Origin of the sequence: Limisphaera sp. VF-2 (assembly GCF_049537125.1) — a bacterium.
Taxonomy (GTDB): Bacteria; Verrucomicrobiota; Verrucomicrobiia; order Limisphaerales; family Limisphaeraceae; genus Limisphaera.
Window position 1 is genome coordinate 834,243 of sequence record NZ_JBMVQY010000001.1, and the last position, 15,991, is coordinate 850,233.

Genomic DNA, 15,991 nt, shown 5'->3' on the forward strand with positions numbered 1-15,991 from the left:
GAAAGTTTGTCTTGTCACTTGAGCTCGAACACGAAGTCAACCTCGACCACCCCGTCGGTGACCTCGATGTCCTTCTTGAGCGTGCCCGCCTTTCGATGCGAAGCCTCCAGCGTGTATTTCCCCGGAGGGACATCCTTGATGACGAACGTGCCATCCGCGCCCGTCAAGGCGAACCACGGATGATCCGACACGCACACGTAAGCGAACATCCACGGGTGAACGTCGCACTTGAAACGAAGGAATTTCTCCGGAGCGTCAAAGGTAAACTTGAGATCGGGGCCCCCGGCCAGCTGGGCCTCGTTGCGCTCTTTGTTCCCCGGGACAGTAGGCGTGGCGTGAACATTGTGCAGCAACGGGTCCGAATTCTTCACCAGAAGCGTCTGCTTGGTCTGGATGGCCAACACGTAAGGAATGTACTGGCAACCTTTCTGATCCAGCACGGCCGGCGGTGCCGACGCGCCCGTACTTTTGCCCGTGATGCCGTCGAGTGTCACAAACACGTCCGCGAGTTCACCCCCGGGGCCCACGCGGAACATTGGAACGTGCACGGTTTCCTTGACGAGCTTGCTACAGTTCGGATCGGCGGAGAGATCTTTAACCACCGGATTGGGCGGAGGCGTGCCCTTCAAGGTGACCTTACCCCGGATTTCCCCGGCGACAGCCGGAATGGCCAATCCCAGCGCCGTCGCCACCACAAGACCCAGATTTTGCGTTTTCATATGCAGATTTTGCCCTGTTGGACCGGTAATGTAGCCACCGCGGTCTGCGGGTCAAGCGATACACGCCGGGTCCGGCCCAGAAGCCGTACGGCTCCGCGGCCCCGATTCCTGCCGCGCCCGCCGCAAGCATCGGGCGTCCAAGCCGTTGGCCCGCCACGTGCGCATTTGCGCAATTCAGCTCTCGTGGTCCGCCCCGGGAGCGTCCGGAGCCCTCAGACCCGCAGATTCGTCCGGCGCCGGGCCTCTTCCCGGCGGTCTCAGGCTTTTCTCTTGTCTGCGCAGGCCGCGGAGCGGGTTTCCTTCACACGGACGGGGCCCTCTGGCGGTTCGCCACTCCGAACCGCTCTTCGCCTCGGCGTGCGCGCCAGATTCCCCGCAAGCCTTCAACCCGCCCTCCTCTGTATGCCTCTTTGGATGATCAAAAAAGCGGGCCTCGCCGGTTCCCCTGCCCTTCTCGAACTCCCCGGCACCCTGAGAAGCCAAGACCCACGGAACCTCATTGAACGGAGCGAGAGTCCAAGCAGCAGGTCCCTTGTACGCGCGTTTCGGGAATCGATCCCAAAGGCCTGCTCCTCCGGGGATGCATCTGCGCCGAACACGCCCGCAGCCGCGCAGGAGGCGCCCGAACCGAGCATGACGGCAAGTCTGTCGCGACCCGACCTCGAGCGGAAGCGGGTTGAATGCCGCACCTTCCCGCGGCATGGCTTTCCACAAACTCCTCCGGCAGATCTTCGGCTCAAAGGGAATTGACCCTTTTCCGGCTCAATGCCTGAATGGGGCCATGGCAAACGTTCCGGGCGAGTTGCGATACACCAAAACGCATGAATGGGTGCGACTGGACGGCGGGGTGGCCACGGTGGGCATCACGGATCATGCGCAGCGGGAGCTGACCGATATTGTGTTTGTGGAGCTGCCGGCGGTGGGCCGGGAGTTGCGGGCCGGCGAGGCCTGTGGCGTGGTGGAGTCGGTCAAAACCGCCAGTGACCTTTACAGTCCGCTCACCGGCCGAGTCGTGGAGGTGAACAGCGCCCTCCCGGATCATCCGGGCTGGATCAATTCGGATCCCTACGGGCAGGGCTGGTTGTTCAAGCTGGCTCCCAGTCAGCTGCAAGAGTGGGATGGTTTGCTCAGCCCCGAGGAGTACCGGGCGCAAATCGAAGGGGTGTGAGGCCCGCCACCGGCTCGACCGGGCGGGGATTTGCCGCCGGCGCCGAGCCTGCTACTTTCCCCCTGTGCAACCGAAACGGGTTCGACTCTTTATCAAGCCCTGGTGCCCGTGGTGTCACCGCGCCGAAGAATGGCTGCGCGATCGCGGCATTTCGTACGAGCGGCTGGACGTGAGCCGCGACGCGCGGGCATGGGATGAAATGGTCCGGCTGTCCGGGCAAACGCTGGCCCCGGTGATCGACGTGGACGGCGCCGTGCTGGCCGACTTTGGTCCGGAAGAACTGGCCCGGTTCTGGGAAGGGTTGGAAGCCCGAAGTTGCGAGGCCCGACCGGGCTCCTCGCGTTGATGGTTGCCGCCCGCCATGGCTGTCAAAATCCATCCTCCTCCGGCAGGTTGCGGCAGTGGCCCGAATCCGGCCGGACCGCGCCTGCCCGTCTGGCTGCGTCGCCCCCTGCCCACCAGCCCCACCTTCGCACGGACGCAGGCGCTGCTACGCGAGCTGAACCTGCACACGGTCTGCGAAAGTGCCCGGTGCCCCAATCATTGGGAGTGCTGGAGCCGCGGCACGGCCACGTTCATGATCGGCGGCGACCGCTGCACACGGGCCTGCCGGTTCTGCGCCGTGACCACCGCCAAACCCCAGCCCCTGGATCCCGAAGAGCCGCTGCGGGTCGCCGAGGCGACCCGCCGCCTGGGACTGCGGCATGTCGTGATCACCGCGGTGGCCCGGGACGATCTGGCCGATGGCGGCGCCGAGCATTTCCGTCGAACCATCGAGGCGGTGCGCCGGCTCAATCCCGGGATCGTCATCGAAGTGTTGACGCCGGATTTCAACGACCGCGACGAATCCATCGCCACCGTCCTTGAAGCACGCCCCCACATCTTCAATCACAATCTGGAAACGGTGCGGCGGCTGACCCCGCAGGTGCGGCACCGGGCCACCTACGACCGCTCGCTCAGCGTCCTTGCCAAGGCACTCCGTCTGGGCGAGGGTCGCGTCATCACCAAGTCGGGGCTCATGCTGGGGCTGGGGGAAACCCCGGACGAAGTGTTGCAAAGCCTGCGTGATTTGCGTGCGGTGGGTTGTGAGATCGTGACCCTGGGTCAGTACCTGCGGCCCACGTGGGAGCACCTGCCGGTGGTCGAGTACGTGACCCCGGAGCAGTTTGCCTGGTATGCCGAACAGGCGCGTCGCCTCGGTTTCCGGCACGTCGCGAGCGCGCCGCTGGTGCGCAGTTCGTATCATGCGGACGACTTTCAGCTCCCGGAGTCGCTCCTGTCGCCCGGCGCGGAACCCTCACGACCCCCGGGGGAAAGTTCTGACCCGACCGCCTTGTGTTGAGGACCCGTTGCGTCCGGCGCGCAAGTCGAGTGCTCAACCCTGTCCACCGACCTCCGCCGGTGTCGGCCACGCTCCCCACGCCCGGCCCCGCAACCCATCGCGCAGAAGGTACCAGAGGAACAGGGAGTTGTACTTGATGTAACGCGGGCCCAGGCGACGGGGTTCGGTGACCATCCGATACAGCCAGGTCAAACCCGCCCGCTGCATCCACATCGGTGCATCAGGTTTGATTCCGGCGTTGGCCTCGAAGGCAAAGCCCACCACCAACACCACGCCGCGGCGGAGTCGCAATTTGTAGTGGGCCGTCCACCGCTGTTGTTTGGGCGCTCCAAAGCACACCCACACAAAGTCGGGCCCCACCCGGTTGAGTTCCTCCAGCACCCGCGATTCTTCCTCCGGATCCAGGCGCCCCTGCGCATCGCAGCGGCCATGATAACCGCCCACGAATCGCAAGCCCGGATTGACCGCGGAGAACCGCGCTCGCAGTCGCTCGGCGCATTCGGCGCTCCCCCCCAACAGGTAATGCGTGCTGCCCGCCGGGGCGTGTTCCAGGAAGTACCGCATGAAGGCCGGCCCGTAGACCCGGTCGCGCAGCCCTGCTCCGGCAAAGTTCATGCACCACGTCAAGGGCGTGCTGTCAGAGACCAGATAATCGAAGGTGTCCATGACACGGCGGAAGTCCGGATCGTGCCGCATCATGGTGACGATCTGCGTGTTCGAAAATGCCACCGAGGTGGGGCGCGGCTGTTGCGCCCAGTCCACGCACCGCGCCGTCAGATCGGCATAGGTGGTAACCAGCAAGGGTGCCCCGAGCACGTGCACGTAGCGACTGGACTGGGTCATACCTGCGAGTCGGGGGCCGACCGGCCGTCGGTTGGGCCGGCGGTCTGATCGGTCTCCGGAGCGAGACCCATCGAGTCCGGTTCCCGGGACGTGGACCCGACCGTGCCCGGTACCGCGGGGCCTGCGTCTGAGAGTGAGGTCGCCACCGTACCGGCCCCGGGCGCGGGGTCCACGGCCACGATGGCCGGCCGGACCAGGCGGCCCTGGAACGTAATGCCCGTGGCCAAGGTTTCCCGTACCACCGCCCCTTCTGGAGGCGCTTGTCCATCCGGCGTCTGATGCCGCTCCGGGTTGAACACCTCGCCCGGGGCCACGACAAATGGCACCACCCCCAGCCGTCTTGCCGCGTCCCGGCAATGATTCTGGAATTGGGTCAATTGCTCGATGAGGCGGGGTTGGCCCGAGCGCAGTCCCGCCGTGTACAGGGCGAAAACATGATCGAGGATCCAAACCAAAACCTGGAGCCACTCTCCCTCGGCACGGCGCAGCTTCTCCACTTCGAGCCGCAAGGTGGCTTTTTCGGTATCGTTGGCGCGCTGCAAGAAGGCGGTGAAGTCCCGGACCTCGGCCGCCATGCGCTCGGCGATTTCCCGGGCTTGTCCGGCGGTTTTGGCCGCCTGTTCCTGAATCGCCTGCCAGTTGTCGGTGGCCTCGGCAATGCGCCGGGCCACCGTCTCGGCGTGCCGGGCGTGACTCAATCCCTCCGCCAGTGTGGCTGCCTCGATTTGTCGGCACAGCGCGCGGTGCTCGAGCAGGTATGGCAAAACTCCCAGGGCCGCGCCCGCCACCAGGCAAAGCGTGCTACCCCAAATCACCGTGCCCGGCACCGGAGCCTGCGCCTGCAGGATCCAATACACACCGGCCCCCAGCAAAACCGCGTCCCCCAGAAAAAACACCCATCGGGGAAGCCGCCATGGCATGTCTTCTTGCATGGGCGCGAGTCTGCCCCGCCTCCGCACCGGATTCAAGGCCGCCCACTTGCGACTCCGCAGCCGGGCGCGTGCGGATGTGCGCGATGCCACCCCGAGAGGGATCGGCGCTCGCTCCCAAATCAGAGTTGCCGGCAGCGACACCGGCAAGAAGAAGCCGACTTCCCTTCCCCCGAAGCGGCTCACCCGAGCCGCTCACCGGAGCCGATACCGAGTCTCGTCGGACGCGTCGCCGGCGTGTTTTCCGCTGCGGGCGATCAGCGTCGGACCCGTCCCCGTCCCAGCGAGATGTACCGGGGCATCGCCTCGAGTTCCAATCGCAGCCGGTTTTGATCCGGCTCCAGTCGGCGCGTTTGCCCGGTGCCCTCCACCAGCCGCCAGCCGTCCGGCGGCTGCGGCCCCTCCACGACCAAAGTCACTGCCCATGGAGGCTCCAGTGTCCAGGCGGCGAGTTTGGTCTCGCCGGTCTGATTGGTCAGGACCAAGACCCAGTCCTGGGAACGTTCCATGGGCAGTCGCTCGGCAATGGCGTAGCCGGCCAGTTCGCGTGTCAAGGTTTGGACCGCGTGGTAGGCGGGCTTGGGAGTCAGATCCGGATAAACCGTGCCGAAATTGTGTTCCCGCTCATGCGGATCCGGCCCGTCGTTCTTCCAGTCGTACCAGATGGACAGCGGCACGCCCATCCAGAGATTGAACAATTGTTGACGGGCCAGGTAGGCGGCCTGGGTTTCCAAGGACACATCCTGCCCATCCGTCGAATAGCCCCACTCGCTGCTGACGATGGGGATCCGCCCGCGGCGCTCGGACGGCGCGTGTCGCTCGATTTGCTCTCGCAACCGCCGATACTCGGGTTCGGCCGTTTCCGGCGGACGGCGATGCCGGTAGGGATGGACACTCACGCCGTCCAATTGGGCCAGGAGACCGGAAGCCAAAAAGCGTTCCATGAACGGCGGATCGAAGCCCGAAACGGCGGGCGCCACCACCGTGGCCCGCGGGTCGGCCTGCCGCATCGCCTGCAGCGTGGTGCGGGCCAGTCGAACGTAGTCGTCCACATTCGGGTGCGGTCGCCAGAAGAAAATGTTTGGCTCGTTCCAGATCTCCCACACGACGCCCCGGCCCGCGTAACGCGCCGCCGCGGCAGCCGCCCAACGTGCAAATGCTTCGACGCTTTCCGGCTTGCGAGGGGAGGCCACATTCGTCTCGGGTCGACCCGTGATGGGGTTGGTGGTCTGGACCGCGTCCTCGTACAACCGGTGCGAGTAATCCAGGATGTACAGCGCCCGCAGGCCGCGCCGTTCCAGGTTGGCCGTCAGCGCGTCGTAGCCCGACCAGTCGTACTCGCCCCGGCGCCGCTCGATGGCTTCCCAGGTGAAATCCATGCGCACGAACTTGAACCCGGCTGCCGCCAGACGGTCCAGGTCTGCTTCGTGACCCGTGACGAAGTGAATATTGACGCCCACGCCTTCCGGCAATCGCAGCGGGGGCAGTTGCGCGGCGGCCGGCAGGGCCATCAGGCCGAGGCAGGTGAGGACACGTTGCCAGTGCATGGCCCCTACACAACTCGCGGCGGGCTGCGCCGTCAAGGCGCCGGCGCCACCCGGGAAACTTTCCCGGAGGTCTCCGCGCCGCGGGGTTCTGCCCCGGGTGAGCTGCGCCATGCGTCCCAGGCCACGCGAATCGTGAGGGCCACCACCACCGCCAAAAAGATCGGCCGAATGAACTTCCGCCCACGAGCGGCGGCCATCCGCGCCCCCAACTGTGCACCGGCGGCCTGGGCGCAACCCATGAGCAACCCGATCCGCACATCCAGGGCGCCGGTCACCGCGAAGACGGCCAGGGCCCCGGCGTTGCTGGCAAAGTTCATCATTTTGGTGCGCGCCGTGGCGCGCGTCAGTTCCAAGCCTCCCCACCGAACCAGCACGACCGTCCAGAACGTGCCCGTCCCGGGCCCGAAAAACCCGTCGTAAAAGCCCAGCAAGGGCGCCGCCACTCGGTCCACGCGGGTGCCCGACGATCCGGCCCGCCCCACCGCCGCGCCGAAGTCGCGCCGCAGCGCGATCAGAAGGGTCGCGCCGAGTAACAACAACGGAAGCAACCGACGCAGTATGTCGGCGCCCAACACTTGCACCGTTGCTGCTCCCAGGGCCGCTCCGGCAAAGGCCAGCAGGATGCCACGAGCACAGGCCCGCGCCGACACCAGACCTGCCTGCCGGTACTGCCAGGCGGCCATGCCCGAACCGAAGATGGCCTGGAGCTTGTTCGTTCCCAGGGCCACTTGCGGTGGCAGGCCGCACGCCAGCAACGCGGGAACCGTGATCAGCCCTCCGCCGCCCGCAATCGCATCCATCCAGCCGGCTGCAGCACCCGCCAGGAGCAACCACGGCCATGCGTCCATGCCCGTCATGCTCGTGAAACCCCCGAGGATTGCAAACCCTGCCATGCGCGGGCCTCGAGGACCCCCACACCCCCGCTCCGCTTCCGCTCCCGGCGCGCGCCCCTGGACGAGGCATTCGATCCGCCCCGGACCTGCTTCGATCGACGGCAGCGGGCCGCAGCGCGAGTTTCGTTTGCGACATCTGGTTCGGAGAGCCGCACGGGACCGCATGGCATCCCGGCTTTTTTTGCGGAGCGCGCAACTTTTGATTCACAAATTCCCATTGATTTGGAAAAATCCGCACACAGCATCGGCCGGAGCAACCCGGTGGGCAACCCGGCCGGAAGTTCATGCGAAAGGTCGGAGGAGATCTCAAATGCAAGCGCAAAACCACATGACTTCCGCAACCCTGGGGCCTGTCGGAGCTTTCGTGCGGGAGCACTTTCGGCACTTCAACGCCGCGGTGGTCGTCCGCGCCGGCGAGGCATACGTGGAGCTGTTGGCGCAGGGCGGCCGCATGTTCCTGGCGATGGCGGGCGCCATGAGTACGGCCGAGCTGGGACGCTCCCTGGCCGAAATGATCCGGCGCGACAAGGTCCATGCCATCTGTTGCACCGGAGCCAACCTGGAGGAGGATCTTTTCAATCTCATCGGCCAGCGGGATTACGTGCAGGTGCCCGAGTACCGACACCTGACGCCGCGCGAGGAAGAAGCCCTGATGCGCCGCGGCCTGAACCGTGTTACGGACGTCTGCATCCCGGAGCATGTGATGATGCAGGTGCACGACCGGCTGCTGCCCCGGTGGCAGGCGGCCGAACGAGCCGGCCAGCGCAAATTCCCGCACGAGTACGTTTATGAGTTGTTGCGGAGCGGCGAGCTGGAGCCGCTCTACCAGGCCGATCCCCGGCACAGTTGGTTGCTGGCTGCCGCCCAGCGAAACCTCCCGTTGTTCGTCCCGGGTTGGGAGGATTCCACGTTGGGAAACCTCTTCGTGGCGCGGGTGGCCGACGGCTCGCTCCAGGGAGTCCAGTGCATTCGCACCGGCCTGGAAGCCATGCTCGAACTGACGCGCTGGTACGAGCAAACCTCGGCGCACCACCCCATCGGCTTTTTCCAGATCGGCGGGGGCATCGCCGGCGACTTTGCGGTCTGCGTGGTGCCGTTGCTGCGCCAGGATCTCAAACGAACCCACGTCCCGTTGTGGGCGTACTTCTGTCAAATCAGCGATTCCACCACCAGCTACGGCAGTTACTCCGGCGCCGTCCCGAACGAGAAGATCACCTGGGGCAAGTTGGGGCCGGACACGCCGCGCTTCGTCATCGAATCCGACGCCACCGTGATTGCCCCGTTGATCTTCGCCCGCGTGCTGGGATGGTAAACCGTCCGGACCGGGCGGGCGGCATTCTGCGCACCGGCTCGACCCTGCGAATTCGCAAAAGCGGGAGCTCCGTCAACCAGGGACCCGGAGTTCCAACCCGCGTCGGATTCTGCAACCTTCCACATCCGGGGCACGGTCTCCGAAAACGCACGCCCACCGTGGTTCGCCGCAACGGCCCGCGCGTGCAACCCGGCCGGGATGCGACCCCGGCCACCGGCTCCGCAAGGGGCGGCGGGGCCCGGCGATCTAGTCCAGGGCACAGAAACGCGAACCTTCCGGGCCAACGGCGCGGGGCCGGGTCCGGTCGGCGCGGCCACTCCTCACTCCGGGCTTTTCCATCTGCGGGCTTTCGGATTCAGTAAGGGCCGTCATGAGTGGCAAAACCGCACTGTTATTCGCCGGCCAGGGCGCCCAATACGTGGGCATGGGCCGTGACTGGGCCGAAACCGAACCGGAGGCTCGAGGCTGGTTCGATCGCGCGCAGCAGGTGCTCGGCTACGACCTGGCCCGCATCTGCTTCGAGGGCCCGGAGGAGGTCCTGACCCGCACGGAACATGCCCAGCCGGGCATCTTCCTCGTCAGCTGGGTGGCATGGCAGCTGTTGCGTCGCCGCTGCCCGGACTTGCGAGTGGACGCCGTGGCGGGTCTGTCCCTGGGCGAGTTCACAGCGCTCACCGTGGCCGGCGTGTTCGGATTCGAGGACGGCTTGCGGGTGGTCCAAATCCGGGGTCGGTGGATGCAACACGCCTGCGAGACCACCCAGGGCGGCATGGCGGCCATCATCGGATTGGACGAAGAGACCACCCGACAAGTTTGCGAGGAAGCCGGGGTGTCCATGGCCAACCTCAACTGTCCGGGCCAGATCGTGATCTCGGGGGAGCAAACGGCGTTGGAACGGGCCGGGGCACTGGCCCGTGCCCGCGGCGCACGCAAGGTTGTGCCCCTGCAGGTGGCCGGGGCCTATCATTCCCCTCTCATGGCTGCGGCGCAGCCGGCCTTGCGGGAAGCCCTGGAGTCCGTGCCCATGGCGCCGCCCACCATGCCCGTCCTTTCCAACGTCACGGCCCGTCCTCACGAAGACGTGCCCACCATCCGGGCCCGATTGGTGGAACAGGTCACGGCCCCGGTGCTGTGGGAGGCCGGTATGAGGTATCTCCTGGAAGCCGGCTTCGACCGCTTCATCGAGCTGGGCCCCGGCACGGTGCTGAGCGGGTTTCTGAAGCGGATTCGCAAAGACGTGCAGGTGCTGAACGTCTCCGACACGGCCTCGCTGGCCGCGACGGTGCAGGCGATTCAGCACGGCTCCTGAGCTTCGCGCGGCCGGGGGGCGCCGCGCAGGTCATGGAGCGCCCGCGGCTCGCCGGGTCCCGAACCTTCCGGCGGCGGCGCCCCCGGGACTTGCGCCGCTTGCAAACCACTGCGTAGCCTGCCGGCCCGTGTGTTTGTTGGACCGGTATCTGTTGCGCGGACTTCTGGGGCCGTGGGCGGCCTGTCTGGCCGGGTTTCTCATTTTTTGGGTGACCGCCGATCTTCTGGAGCGCATGGAGGATCTGCAGGCTCGGGGCCTCCCCTGGAGCCGGGTCGCGCTGTATTACCTGTGGCGCGTGCCGGAATTCCTCGGTGTCGTCCTGCCGCTGGCCCTGCTGCTGGCATTGCTTTACGCCCTGCACCGGCACAGCCGCCATCATGAAATCACCGCCATGCGTGCGGCCGGCTGGAGCCTGTGGCGCATCGCGGCTCCCTATTTGCTCGTCGGCACAATCTCGAGCGCCGGCCTGTGGGTCCTGAACGAACAGCTGGCCCCCGAGGCCGCCACAAAGGCGGAACAGGTGCTGCGACCGGGCAGCGGGCAACAGACCGATCCCGGCCTCGTCCGCAACTTCGGGTTCATGAACCGGCGCGCACAGCGCTCCTGGCACATGGACGCCTACCACCTGTTGACCGGCGAAATGACCGCCCCCCAGGTGGACTACCGGACCGCGGAGGGTACACGCCGCTGGCTGTTCGCCACGCGCGCCGTGTATACAAACGGCGTTTGGGTCTTCTACGAGGCGCGCGAGTACGACAGCGATCCGCGAGGAGAACCCTGGCTGACGCCGGTCCGGCGTGCCCCGGTACTGCCGATGCCGGAATTCAACGAGACCCCGGAGATGCTGCGCAGCGCACACGTGGTCAGCGGACGACTGCAACGACGTGTGGCGCGCAAGCTGGATCTGCCCATCCGCACGCTGCGGGAGTATGAGCGGTTGCATCCGGACCTGCCTGCGGAGGAGCGTGCCTGGCTGGAGACCCAGCTGCACGGTCGATGGGCCCTGCCGGCCACCTGCGTGGTGGTTGTGCTGATTGCGATGCCCTTTGGCGCCGCGCCGGGTCGCCGCAACGTGTTCCATGGCGTGGCCGGCAGCATCTTTGTCACCTTCGCCTATTTCGTGGCCCAACAACTGGGTCTGGCCCTGGGCACCGGAGGACACCTGCCCCCCTGGCTGGCCGCTTGGATGCCCAACCTCCTGTTTGCCGCCACCGGCGCATGGATGATCTGGCGCTTTCGATGAACTCTCCCGGGTCCATCCCTGCCTCCCCGTTGCCGGATGACGCTCCGCTGCTGCGCGATCCCGCAGAGGTGATGCGTCGGCGGGTGTTGCTGGAGTGGCTGCGCGCAGTGCAGGCAGCCGCCGCCGAGGCCGAGACCGCCGGACCGGCACTGGAGGCCGTCCTGCGCGTGTTGCAGCAAGCCACCCGGGCCGAAGCAGGACTGGTAGTGCTGTTGAACCCGACCACGGGATTCCTGGAATGGCAGGCGGCCGTGGGTCTGCCGCGACGTGTCACGCAGCAGCCTTTGCGGGTCAGCGAGGGCATCCTCGGCTGGGTCACGCGCACCGGCCGGCCGGCGTGGGTCCCGGACCTGCGCGTCGACCCGCGCGCCCAGCCGTTGCGATCCCGCGCACGCTCCCTGCTGGCCGTGCCCCTGGAGGTGGCCGATCCCGTTCGGGGAGTGCTGGCCATACTGGCCGATCGCCCGGCGGCGTTTGGCCCGGAGCACGAAGCGCTGTTGCAGGGATGCGCCGGGGAGGTCAGCAGCACAATCCGGCGCTTGTGGGCCCTGGAACGCCTCCAGCTCAAGGCGCAGATGTTCGAGACGCTCGTCCGGGTCAGCCCGAAGGTGCATGCCGCCTACAGCCTCGAGGAGGCTCTCGGCACCATCACCCGCGAAGCCGGTCTGCTCATGGGAGCCCGACTCTGTTCTCTGTTTCTTGTGGACGCCGAGGGGCAATGGTTGGATCTGAAGGCGGCCTGGGGCGGCGGGCCGGCCTACCGGAACAAGCCCCGGTTGAGCGTCGCCGAAAGCTTCATTGGCGTGGTTGTGCGACGTCGCCAACCCATGCAGATCGCCAACGTGCAAACCTCCGGTCGATACCAGCACACCGCCGTGGCCCGACAGGAAGGGTTGGTGGCGCTGCTCAGCGTCCCCCTGATCTCCGCCGGACGCTGCGTGGGCGTGCTCAACGTGTACAAGGACCGGCCGTATGTGTTTTCCGACCTGGAGGTCTCGGTCCTCAGCGCCTTTGCGGATCTGTCCGCCCAGGCGCTGGAACGTGCCCGATGGCACGAGCGACTGCTGCAGGTGGAGGAACAGTTGCGGCACAATGAACGGCTGGCCGCCCTGGGTCTGTTGGCCGCCGAGGTGGCCCACGAAGTGCGCAATCCGCTCACGGTCATCCAGATGCTTTATCACTCCCTGGACCTGAAGTTTCCGCCCGGAGATCCGAGGGCCGAGGATGCCGCCGTGCTCGGGCGCAAAATCGAGCAGCTCAACCGCAATGTGGAGCGGATCCTCGATCTGGCCCGCTCCGGCGAGCCGCGCTTCGCCCCCGTGGCCATCAACCCCCTGTTGGAAGAACTGGCCCGGCTCGTGCGCCACAAACTGCGACAACAACGCATCGAACTGGTTTGGCGGCCGGACCCGACCGATCCCAGGGTCCACGGCGACGCCGGGCAACTGGAACAAGTGTTTCTGAACCTGGTGCTCAACGCCACCCAGGCCATGAGCGAGGGTGGCACCCTCACGCTGGCCACCCGGCGCAAAGCGCAGCACGTCGTTGTGACGGTGCAGGACACCGGTCCCGGCATGAGTCCCGAACAGCGCCGGCTGGCCTTCCGCACCGTCCTGCAAACCGGTCGCCCCGGCGGCACGGGCCTCGGTCTGGCCATCGTGGGACGGATCGTCGAGGCCCACCGGGGACGCGTCCGGCTGGAATCGCCTCCGGCCGGGGGCACGCGCGTCCGTGTCATCCTGCCCGCCGCCGTTGACTCCGAGACCGGCAATCCCCCGGGGTCCGCGCCCACATGCACGCCCTCTGGTTGAGCTTCCAGGAGTTGATCGTCACGCCCTTCCGGCACACGGAGCTGGTGTGGGGAATCGTGCCCCTGTACTTCGGGCTGCTTTTGAACGAGACCACGCCGGCGAAGGCAGACTTCCGGACCGCCATCCAGACCGGGTTCAGCTTCCTTTGGTCGGCGGCTCACTGGCTCTATCCGTACGTCCGACCCGGGCGGAGCTGGACACTGACGCACCTGTGGGAGCAGTTGCCCCTGCTCAACCTGCTGGTGACCGCGGGCGTGGCGACGCTGGGTGCCCTGGCGCTGGCAGGCGGGCTGCGCCGGCGCTTCTTTCGCGGAACCCGGTTCCTGGGGCATAGCCGGTTCGCCAATTACTTCATGATCGCCATCTTTCCCATTCAAGCCGGTCACCTCACCTGGACGTGGGAACGGCTGGGCGCCGTCGTCTTGTTCGCGCTGCCGGCCTGGTTGGTGCTGCACGTGGGGCTGATGCCCTTGCGACGGTGAGGCAGCCCGGGCAGCCCCCGACAGGGACGCATTCTGCCTTCGTCCCCGGAGATCGTTTTCAAGCCCGGCACCTAAAGCGCCGCCATCAAAGCCCCGGTGAGTTCGTCCGGAGTCAGCGCAATGGGGTTGGTCTTCATGCTGTTGGCGCGTGCCGCCCGGTGCACCACTTCCGGGACGAGCTCCGCAGTGAACCCGAACTGCGACAGCCTCGGGATCTGCAACGCCCGCGTCAGCTCCCGCAACCAGGCGACCCCGTCTTCCGGTTGGGCCCTGGCACGACCGGTCAGCCACTGCGCGGCCCGTGCATAACGCTGGAGGGCCGGATGATCCGGGGCCCGTTCCCGCAGCGCGCGCACGTTGCGTTCCGTCACCGGCACCAGCAGCGCGCCACAAACCACACCGTGCGGAATCGGAAGAAGCCCGCCCACCGGCCCCGCAAACCCGTGCACGGCGCCCAAACCGGCATTGCTGAGCGCCCATCCGCTCAAAAGCGCCGCCAACGCCATGTCTTCCCGTGCCGCCACATCCCGTCCGTCCGCCCACGCCCTCTGCAAGCTGCGGGCCACTCGCGGCAGGCCCTCCGCGCAAAGGGCATCTGTCAAAAACGTGGCCCGCGGGGAAACCCAGGCCTCCAACAACTGCGTCAGAGCATCCAACCCCGCCGCGGCAGTGACCTCCGGCGGACAGTCCATCGTCAGTTCGGGGTCCACCAACGCGACCCGCGCCACCAGGAAAGGACTCCGGAAGCTGACCTTGACCCGCTGCTCCGGCACCGCCAGCACCGCGTTCCGCGTCACCTCCGCCCCGGTGCCCGCCGTGGTCGGCACCGCCACCCAGGGAACCCCGGGGCGCGGCAACGGCCGACCCGGCCCCACCACTTCGAGGTGTTCCTCGATTTCCCCGCTCTGCGGCAGCAAACCCGCGATGGCCTTCGCCGTGTCCAGCGCACTCCCGCCGCCGAACCCGATGACAAAATCACATTGCTCCTGCCGCGCCAGCCCGAGCCCTTGTCGAACAGTGGCCACCTCGGGTTCCTGCCCGACTGCGTAACGAACCGGCTGAAGACCGGCGGCACTCAACATCTCCAGCACCGTGGCCGCGCGACGGTAATTCCGCCCCGTGACGACCAACGGACGCCGCCCGAATGCACGCGCCATTGCGGGCAACTCCGCGCGCACCCCGCATCCGAACAACACGCGCCCCGCCGAAGCGAACTCGAACTGCAAGCGATTCGATGTGCCAGTCGCGTTGTCCATGACAACGACCATTGGGAACAGGGCCTGCAGCTCGGTCAAGCGTGCACCCCGTGGCGACACCGGCCGCGCGATCGTCCCTCGGGCCACCTCGCACGCTTGCTGAATCACACGCCCTCGTCCATCGAATCCGGTCTCGCCGGCGCCACAGACCGTTCTCGGAGGGCCGCCCCGGCCTGACGTTGCCGGCGTCCGGCTTGTCGGTTGACACCCCGCCCTCCCGTGGAATCTCCGCCCGGGCCCGCTTCGCCAGCCGGCCTTTACCTCGCGTCGGTTCTGTGATTGAGTAGGGCCCATGCGCAATGCGTGGTGCATTCTGCTCGTCCTCGCCAGTGCCCTCACCAGTCCGGGCAACACGTGGAAACTGGTTTGGGCCGACGAATTCGATCGGGACGGCTTGCCCGATCCCTCCCGATGGACTTACGAAGAAGGCTTCATCCGCAACCAGGAACTTCAGTACTACACCGTGGCGCGCACGAACAATGCGCGCGTGGAAAACGGACGCCTCATCATCGAGGCCCACAAAGAACGCCATCCCAATCCGCGGCACCGACCCGATGCCCCCGAAGGCCGCTGGCAGCAGCGCCGGCCGCACGCCGAATACACCTCCGCCAGCCTGACCACCCAGGGCCGGGCCGCCTGGACCTACGGTCGATTCGAGATCCGCGCCAGGCTTCCCTCCGGACGCGGCACCTGGCCCGCCATTTGGATGCTCGGCACCAACATCCGGCAGGTGGGCTGGCCCGCCTGTGGCGAGATCGACATCATGGAATACGTCGGCCACGAACCCGGTGTCATCCACGCCAACGTGCACACCCGCGGTTTCAACCACACGCGCGGCAACGGCCGCGGGTCGCGCATACGCGTGCCCGATGCCGAACAGACTTTTCATGTGTACGCCCTCGAGTGGACCCCGCAACGTCTCGATTTCTTCGTGGACGACCGCAAGTTTTTCACACTGGAAAACGACGGCACCGGCCCGGACTCCTGGCCCTTCGACGCACCGCAGTACCTGATCCTGAACCTCGCCATCGGCGGCACCTGGGGCGGGCAGAAGGGCGTGGACGACTCCATCTTTCCCCGGCGATACGAGATCGATTACGTCCGGGTGTATCAAAAGGTCGAGTCTCCGAACTGACC

The 15,991-nt window shown here is 66.7% G+C and carries 15 protein-coding genes; 9 read left to right on the forward strand and 6 right to left on the reverse strand.

The window, feature by feature from the left end; all coding sequences use genetic code 11:
* Window positions 1-14: 14 nt before the first annotated feature.
* A complete protein-coding gene (locus ACPDIT_RS02945; RefSeq protein ID WP_423441383.1) occupies window positions 15-719 on the reverse strand; it encodes a carboxypeptidase regulatory-like domain-containing protein in 705 nt (234 codons plus the stop codon).
* Window positions 720-1,500: 781 nt separating this feature from the next.
* Here ACPDIT_RS02945 and gcvH point away from each other — a divergent pair.
* From gcvH to lipA, 3 genes are all read left to right on the forward strand, one after another.
* A complete protein-coding gene (gene gcvH, locus ACPDIT_RS02950; RefSeq protein WP_423441385.1) occupies window positions 1,501-1,887 on the forward strand; it encodes a glycine cleavage system protein GcvH in 387 nt (128 codons plus the stop codon).
* 64 nt (window positions 1,888-1,951) lie between these two features.
* Window positions 1,952-2,233 carry a glutaredoxin family protein gene (locus tag ACPDIT_RS02955; RefSeq protein WP_423441387.1) on the forward strand — a complete coding sequence of 94 codons (282 nt, stop codon included), beginning with the start codon at window positions 1,952-1,954 and terminating at the stop codon, window positions 2,231-2,233.
* A gap of 15 nt (window positions 2,234-2,248) precedes the next feature.
* Window positions 2,249-3,229, forward strand: a complete 981-nt coding sequence (gene lipA, locus ACPDIT_RS02960) for a lipoyl synthase (RefSeq protein ID WP_423441389.1) — start codon at window positions 2,249-2,251, stop codon at window positions 3,227-3,229.
* 33 nt (window positions 3,230-3,262) lie between these two features.
* Here lipA and ACPDIT_RS02965 read toward each other — a convergent pair whose 3' ends face one another.
* The 4 genes from ACPDIT_RS02965 to ACPDIT_RS02980 all read right to left on the reverse strand — a co-directional run bounded on the left by ACPDIT_RS02965 (window position 3,263) and on the right by ACPDIT_RS02980 (window position 7,441).
* A complete protein-coding gene (locus tag ACPDIT_RS02965) occupies window positions 3,263-4,072 on the reverse strand; it encodes a WecB/TagA/CpsF family glycosyltransferase (protein ID WP_423441391.1) in 810 nt (269 codons plus the stop codon).
* On the reverse strand, window positions 4,069-4,992 hold the full coding sequence (grpE, locus tag ACPDIT_RS02970; RefSeq protein WP_423441393.1) for a nucleotide exchange factor GrpE: 924 nt from the start codon (window positions 4,990-4,992) through the stop codon (window positions 4,069-4,071). Before grpE ends, ACPDIT_RS02965 begins: the two co-directional genes overlap by 4 nt.
* A gap of 266 nt (window positions 4,993-5,258) precedes the next feature.
* A complete protein-coding gene (locus tag ACPDIT_RS02975; RefSeq protein ID WP_423441395.1) occupies window positions 5,259-6,548 on the reverse strand; it encodes a cellulase family glycosylhydrolase in 1,290 nt (429 codons plus the stop codon).
* A 32-nt stretch (window positions 6,549-6,580) separates the two neighbouring features.
* Window positions 6,581-7,441 (reverse strand): TSUP family transporter, encoded by an 861-nt coding sequence (locus tag ACPDIT_RS02980; protein ID WP_423441397.1) that lies wholly within the window; start codon window positions 7,439-7,441, stop codon window positions 6,581-6,583.
* Window positions 7,442-7,769: 328 nt separating this feature from the next.
* Here ACPDIT_RS02980 and ACPDIT_RS02985 point away from each other — a divergent pair, with 328 nt between their 5' ends.
* The 5 genes from ACPDIT_RS02985 (at window position 7,770) to ACPDIT_RS03005 (ending at window position 13,598) form a co-directional block, all read left to right on the forward strand.
* The gene (locus ACPDIT_RS02985) at window positions 7,770-8,753 is read left to right on the forward strand and encodes a deoxyhypusine synthase family protein (RefSeq protein WP_423441399.1); all 984 of its coding nucleotides are present in this window, start codon (window positions 7,770-7,772) and stop codon (window positions 8,751-8,753) included.
* Between the two features lie 370 nt (window positions 8,754-9,123).
* Window positions 9,124-10,062 carry an ACP S-malonyltransferase gene (fabD, locus tag ACPDIT_RS02990; protein WP_423441401.1) on the forward strand — a complete coding sequence of 313 codons (939 nt, stop codon included), beginning with the start codon at window positions 9,124-9,126 and terminating at the stop codon, window positions 10,060-10,062.
* A 127-nt stretch (window positions 10,063-10,189) separates the two neighbouring features.
* Entirely contained in the window at window positions 10,190-11,305 is a 1,116-nt protein-coding gene (locus tag ACPDIT_RS02995) for an LptF/LptG family permease (RefSeq protein WP_423441403.1), read from the forward strand.
* Entirely contained in the window at window positions 11,302-13,116 is a 1,815-nt protein-coding gene (locus ACPDIT_RS03000) for a GAF domain-containing protein (RefSeq protein WP_423441405.1), read from the forward strand. Before ACPDIT_RS02995 ends, ACPDIT_RS03000 begins: the two co-directional genes overlap by 4 nt.
* Window positions 13,098-13,598 (forward strand): hypothetical protein, encoded by a 501-nt coding sequence (locus ACPDIT_RS03005; RefSeq protein ID WP_423441407.1) that lies wholly within the window; start codon window positions 13,098-13,100, stop codon window positions 13,596-13,598. Before ACPDIT_RS03000 ends, ACPDIT_RS03005 begins: the two co-directional genes overlap by 19 nt.
* 71 nt (window positions 13,599-13,669) lie before the next feature.
* On the opposite strand, the gene ACPDIT_RS03010 is transcribed toward ACPDIT_RS03005, so the two are convergent.
* Window positions 13,670-14,854, reverse strand: coding sequence for an iron-containing alcohol dehydrogenase (locus tag ACPDIT_RS03010; protein ID WP_423441409.1), 1,185 nt, complete (start codon window positions 14,852-14,854; stop codon window positions 13,670-13,672).
* 292 nt (window positions 14,855-15,146) lie between these two features.
* Here ACPDIT_RS03010 and ACPDIT_RS03015 point away from each other — a divergent pair, with 292 nt between their 5' ends.
* The gene (locus ACPDIT_RS03015) at window positions 15,147-15,989 is read left to right on the forward strand and encodes a glycoside hydrolase family 16 protein (protein WP_423441411.1); all 843 of its coding nucleotides are present in this window, start codon (window positions 15,147-15,149) and stop codon (window positions 15,987-15,989) included.
* Window positions 15,990-15,991: the final 2 nt, after the last annotated feature.

Bases quoted from the DNA above. Each gene is read 5' to 3' on its own strand.
- ACPDIT_RS03005 (WP_423441407.1), top strand. From the start codon at position 13,098: ATGCACGCCCTCTGGTTGAGCTTCCAGGAGTTGATCGTCACGCCCTTC.
- ACPDIT_RS02985 (WP_423441399.1), top strand. From the start codon at position 7,770: ATGACTTCCGCAACCCTGGGGCCTGTCGGAGCTTTCGTGCGGGAGCAC.
- grpE (WP_423441393.1), bottom strand. From the start codon at position 4,992: ATGCCATGGCGGCTTCCCCGATGGGTGTTTTTTCTGGGGGACGCGGTT.
- ACPDIT_RS02980 (WP_423441397.1), bottom strand. From the start codon at position 7,441: ATGGCAGGGTTTGCAATCCTCGGGGGTTTCACGAGCATGACGGGCATG.
- ACPDIT_RS03015 (WP_423441411.1), top strand. From the start codon at position 15,147: ATGCGCAATGCGTGGTGCATTCTGCTCGTCCTCGCCAGTGCCCTCACC.
- gcvH (WP_423441385.1), top strand. From the start codon at position 1,501: ATGGCAAACGTTCCGGGCGAGTTGCGATACACCAAAACGCATGAATGG.
- fabD (WP_423441401.1), top strand. From the start codon at position 9,124: ATGAGTGGCAAAACCGCACTGTTATTCGCCGGCCAGGGCGCCCAATAC.
- ACPDIT_RS02975 (WP_423441395.1), bottom strand. From the start codon at position 6,548: ATGCACTGGCAACGTGTCCTCACCTGCCTCGGCCTGATGGCCCTGCCG.
- lipA (WP_423441389.1), top strand. From the start codon at position 2,249: ATGGCTGTCAAAATCCATCCTCCTCCGGCAGGTTGCGGCAGTGGCCCG.
- ACPDIT_RS02945 (WP_423441383.1), bottom strand. From the start codon at position 719: ATGAAAACGCAAAATCTGGGTCTTGTGGTGGCGACGGCGCTGGGATTG.
- ACPDIT_RS02965 (WP_423441391.1), bottom strand. From the start codon at position 4,072: ATGACCCAGTCCAGTCGCTACGTGCACGTGCTCGGGGCACCCTTGCTG.
- ACPDIT_RS03000 (WP_423441405.1), top strand. From the start codon at position 11,302: ATGAACTCTCCCGGGTCCATCCCTGCCTCCCCGTTGCCGGATGACGCT.
- ACPDIT_RS03010 (WP_423441409.1), bottom strand. From the start codon at position 14,854: ATGGACAACGCGACTGGCACATCGAATCGCTTGCAGTTCGAGTTCGCT.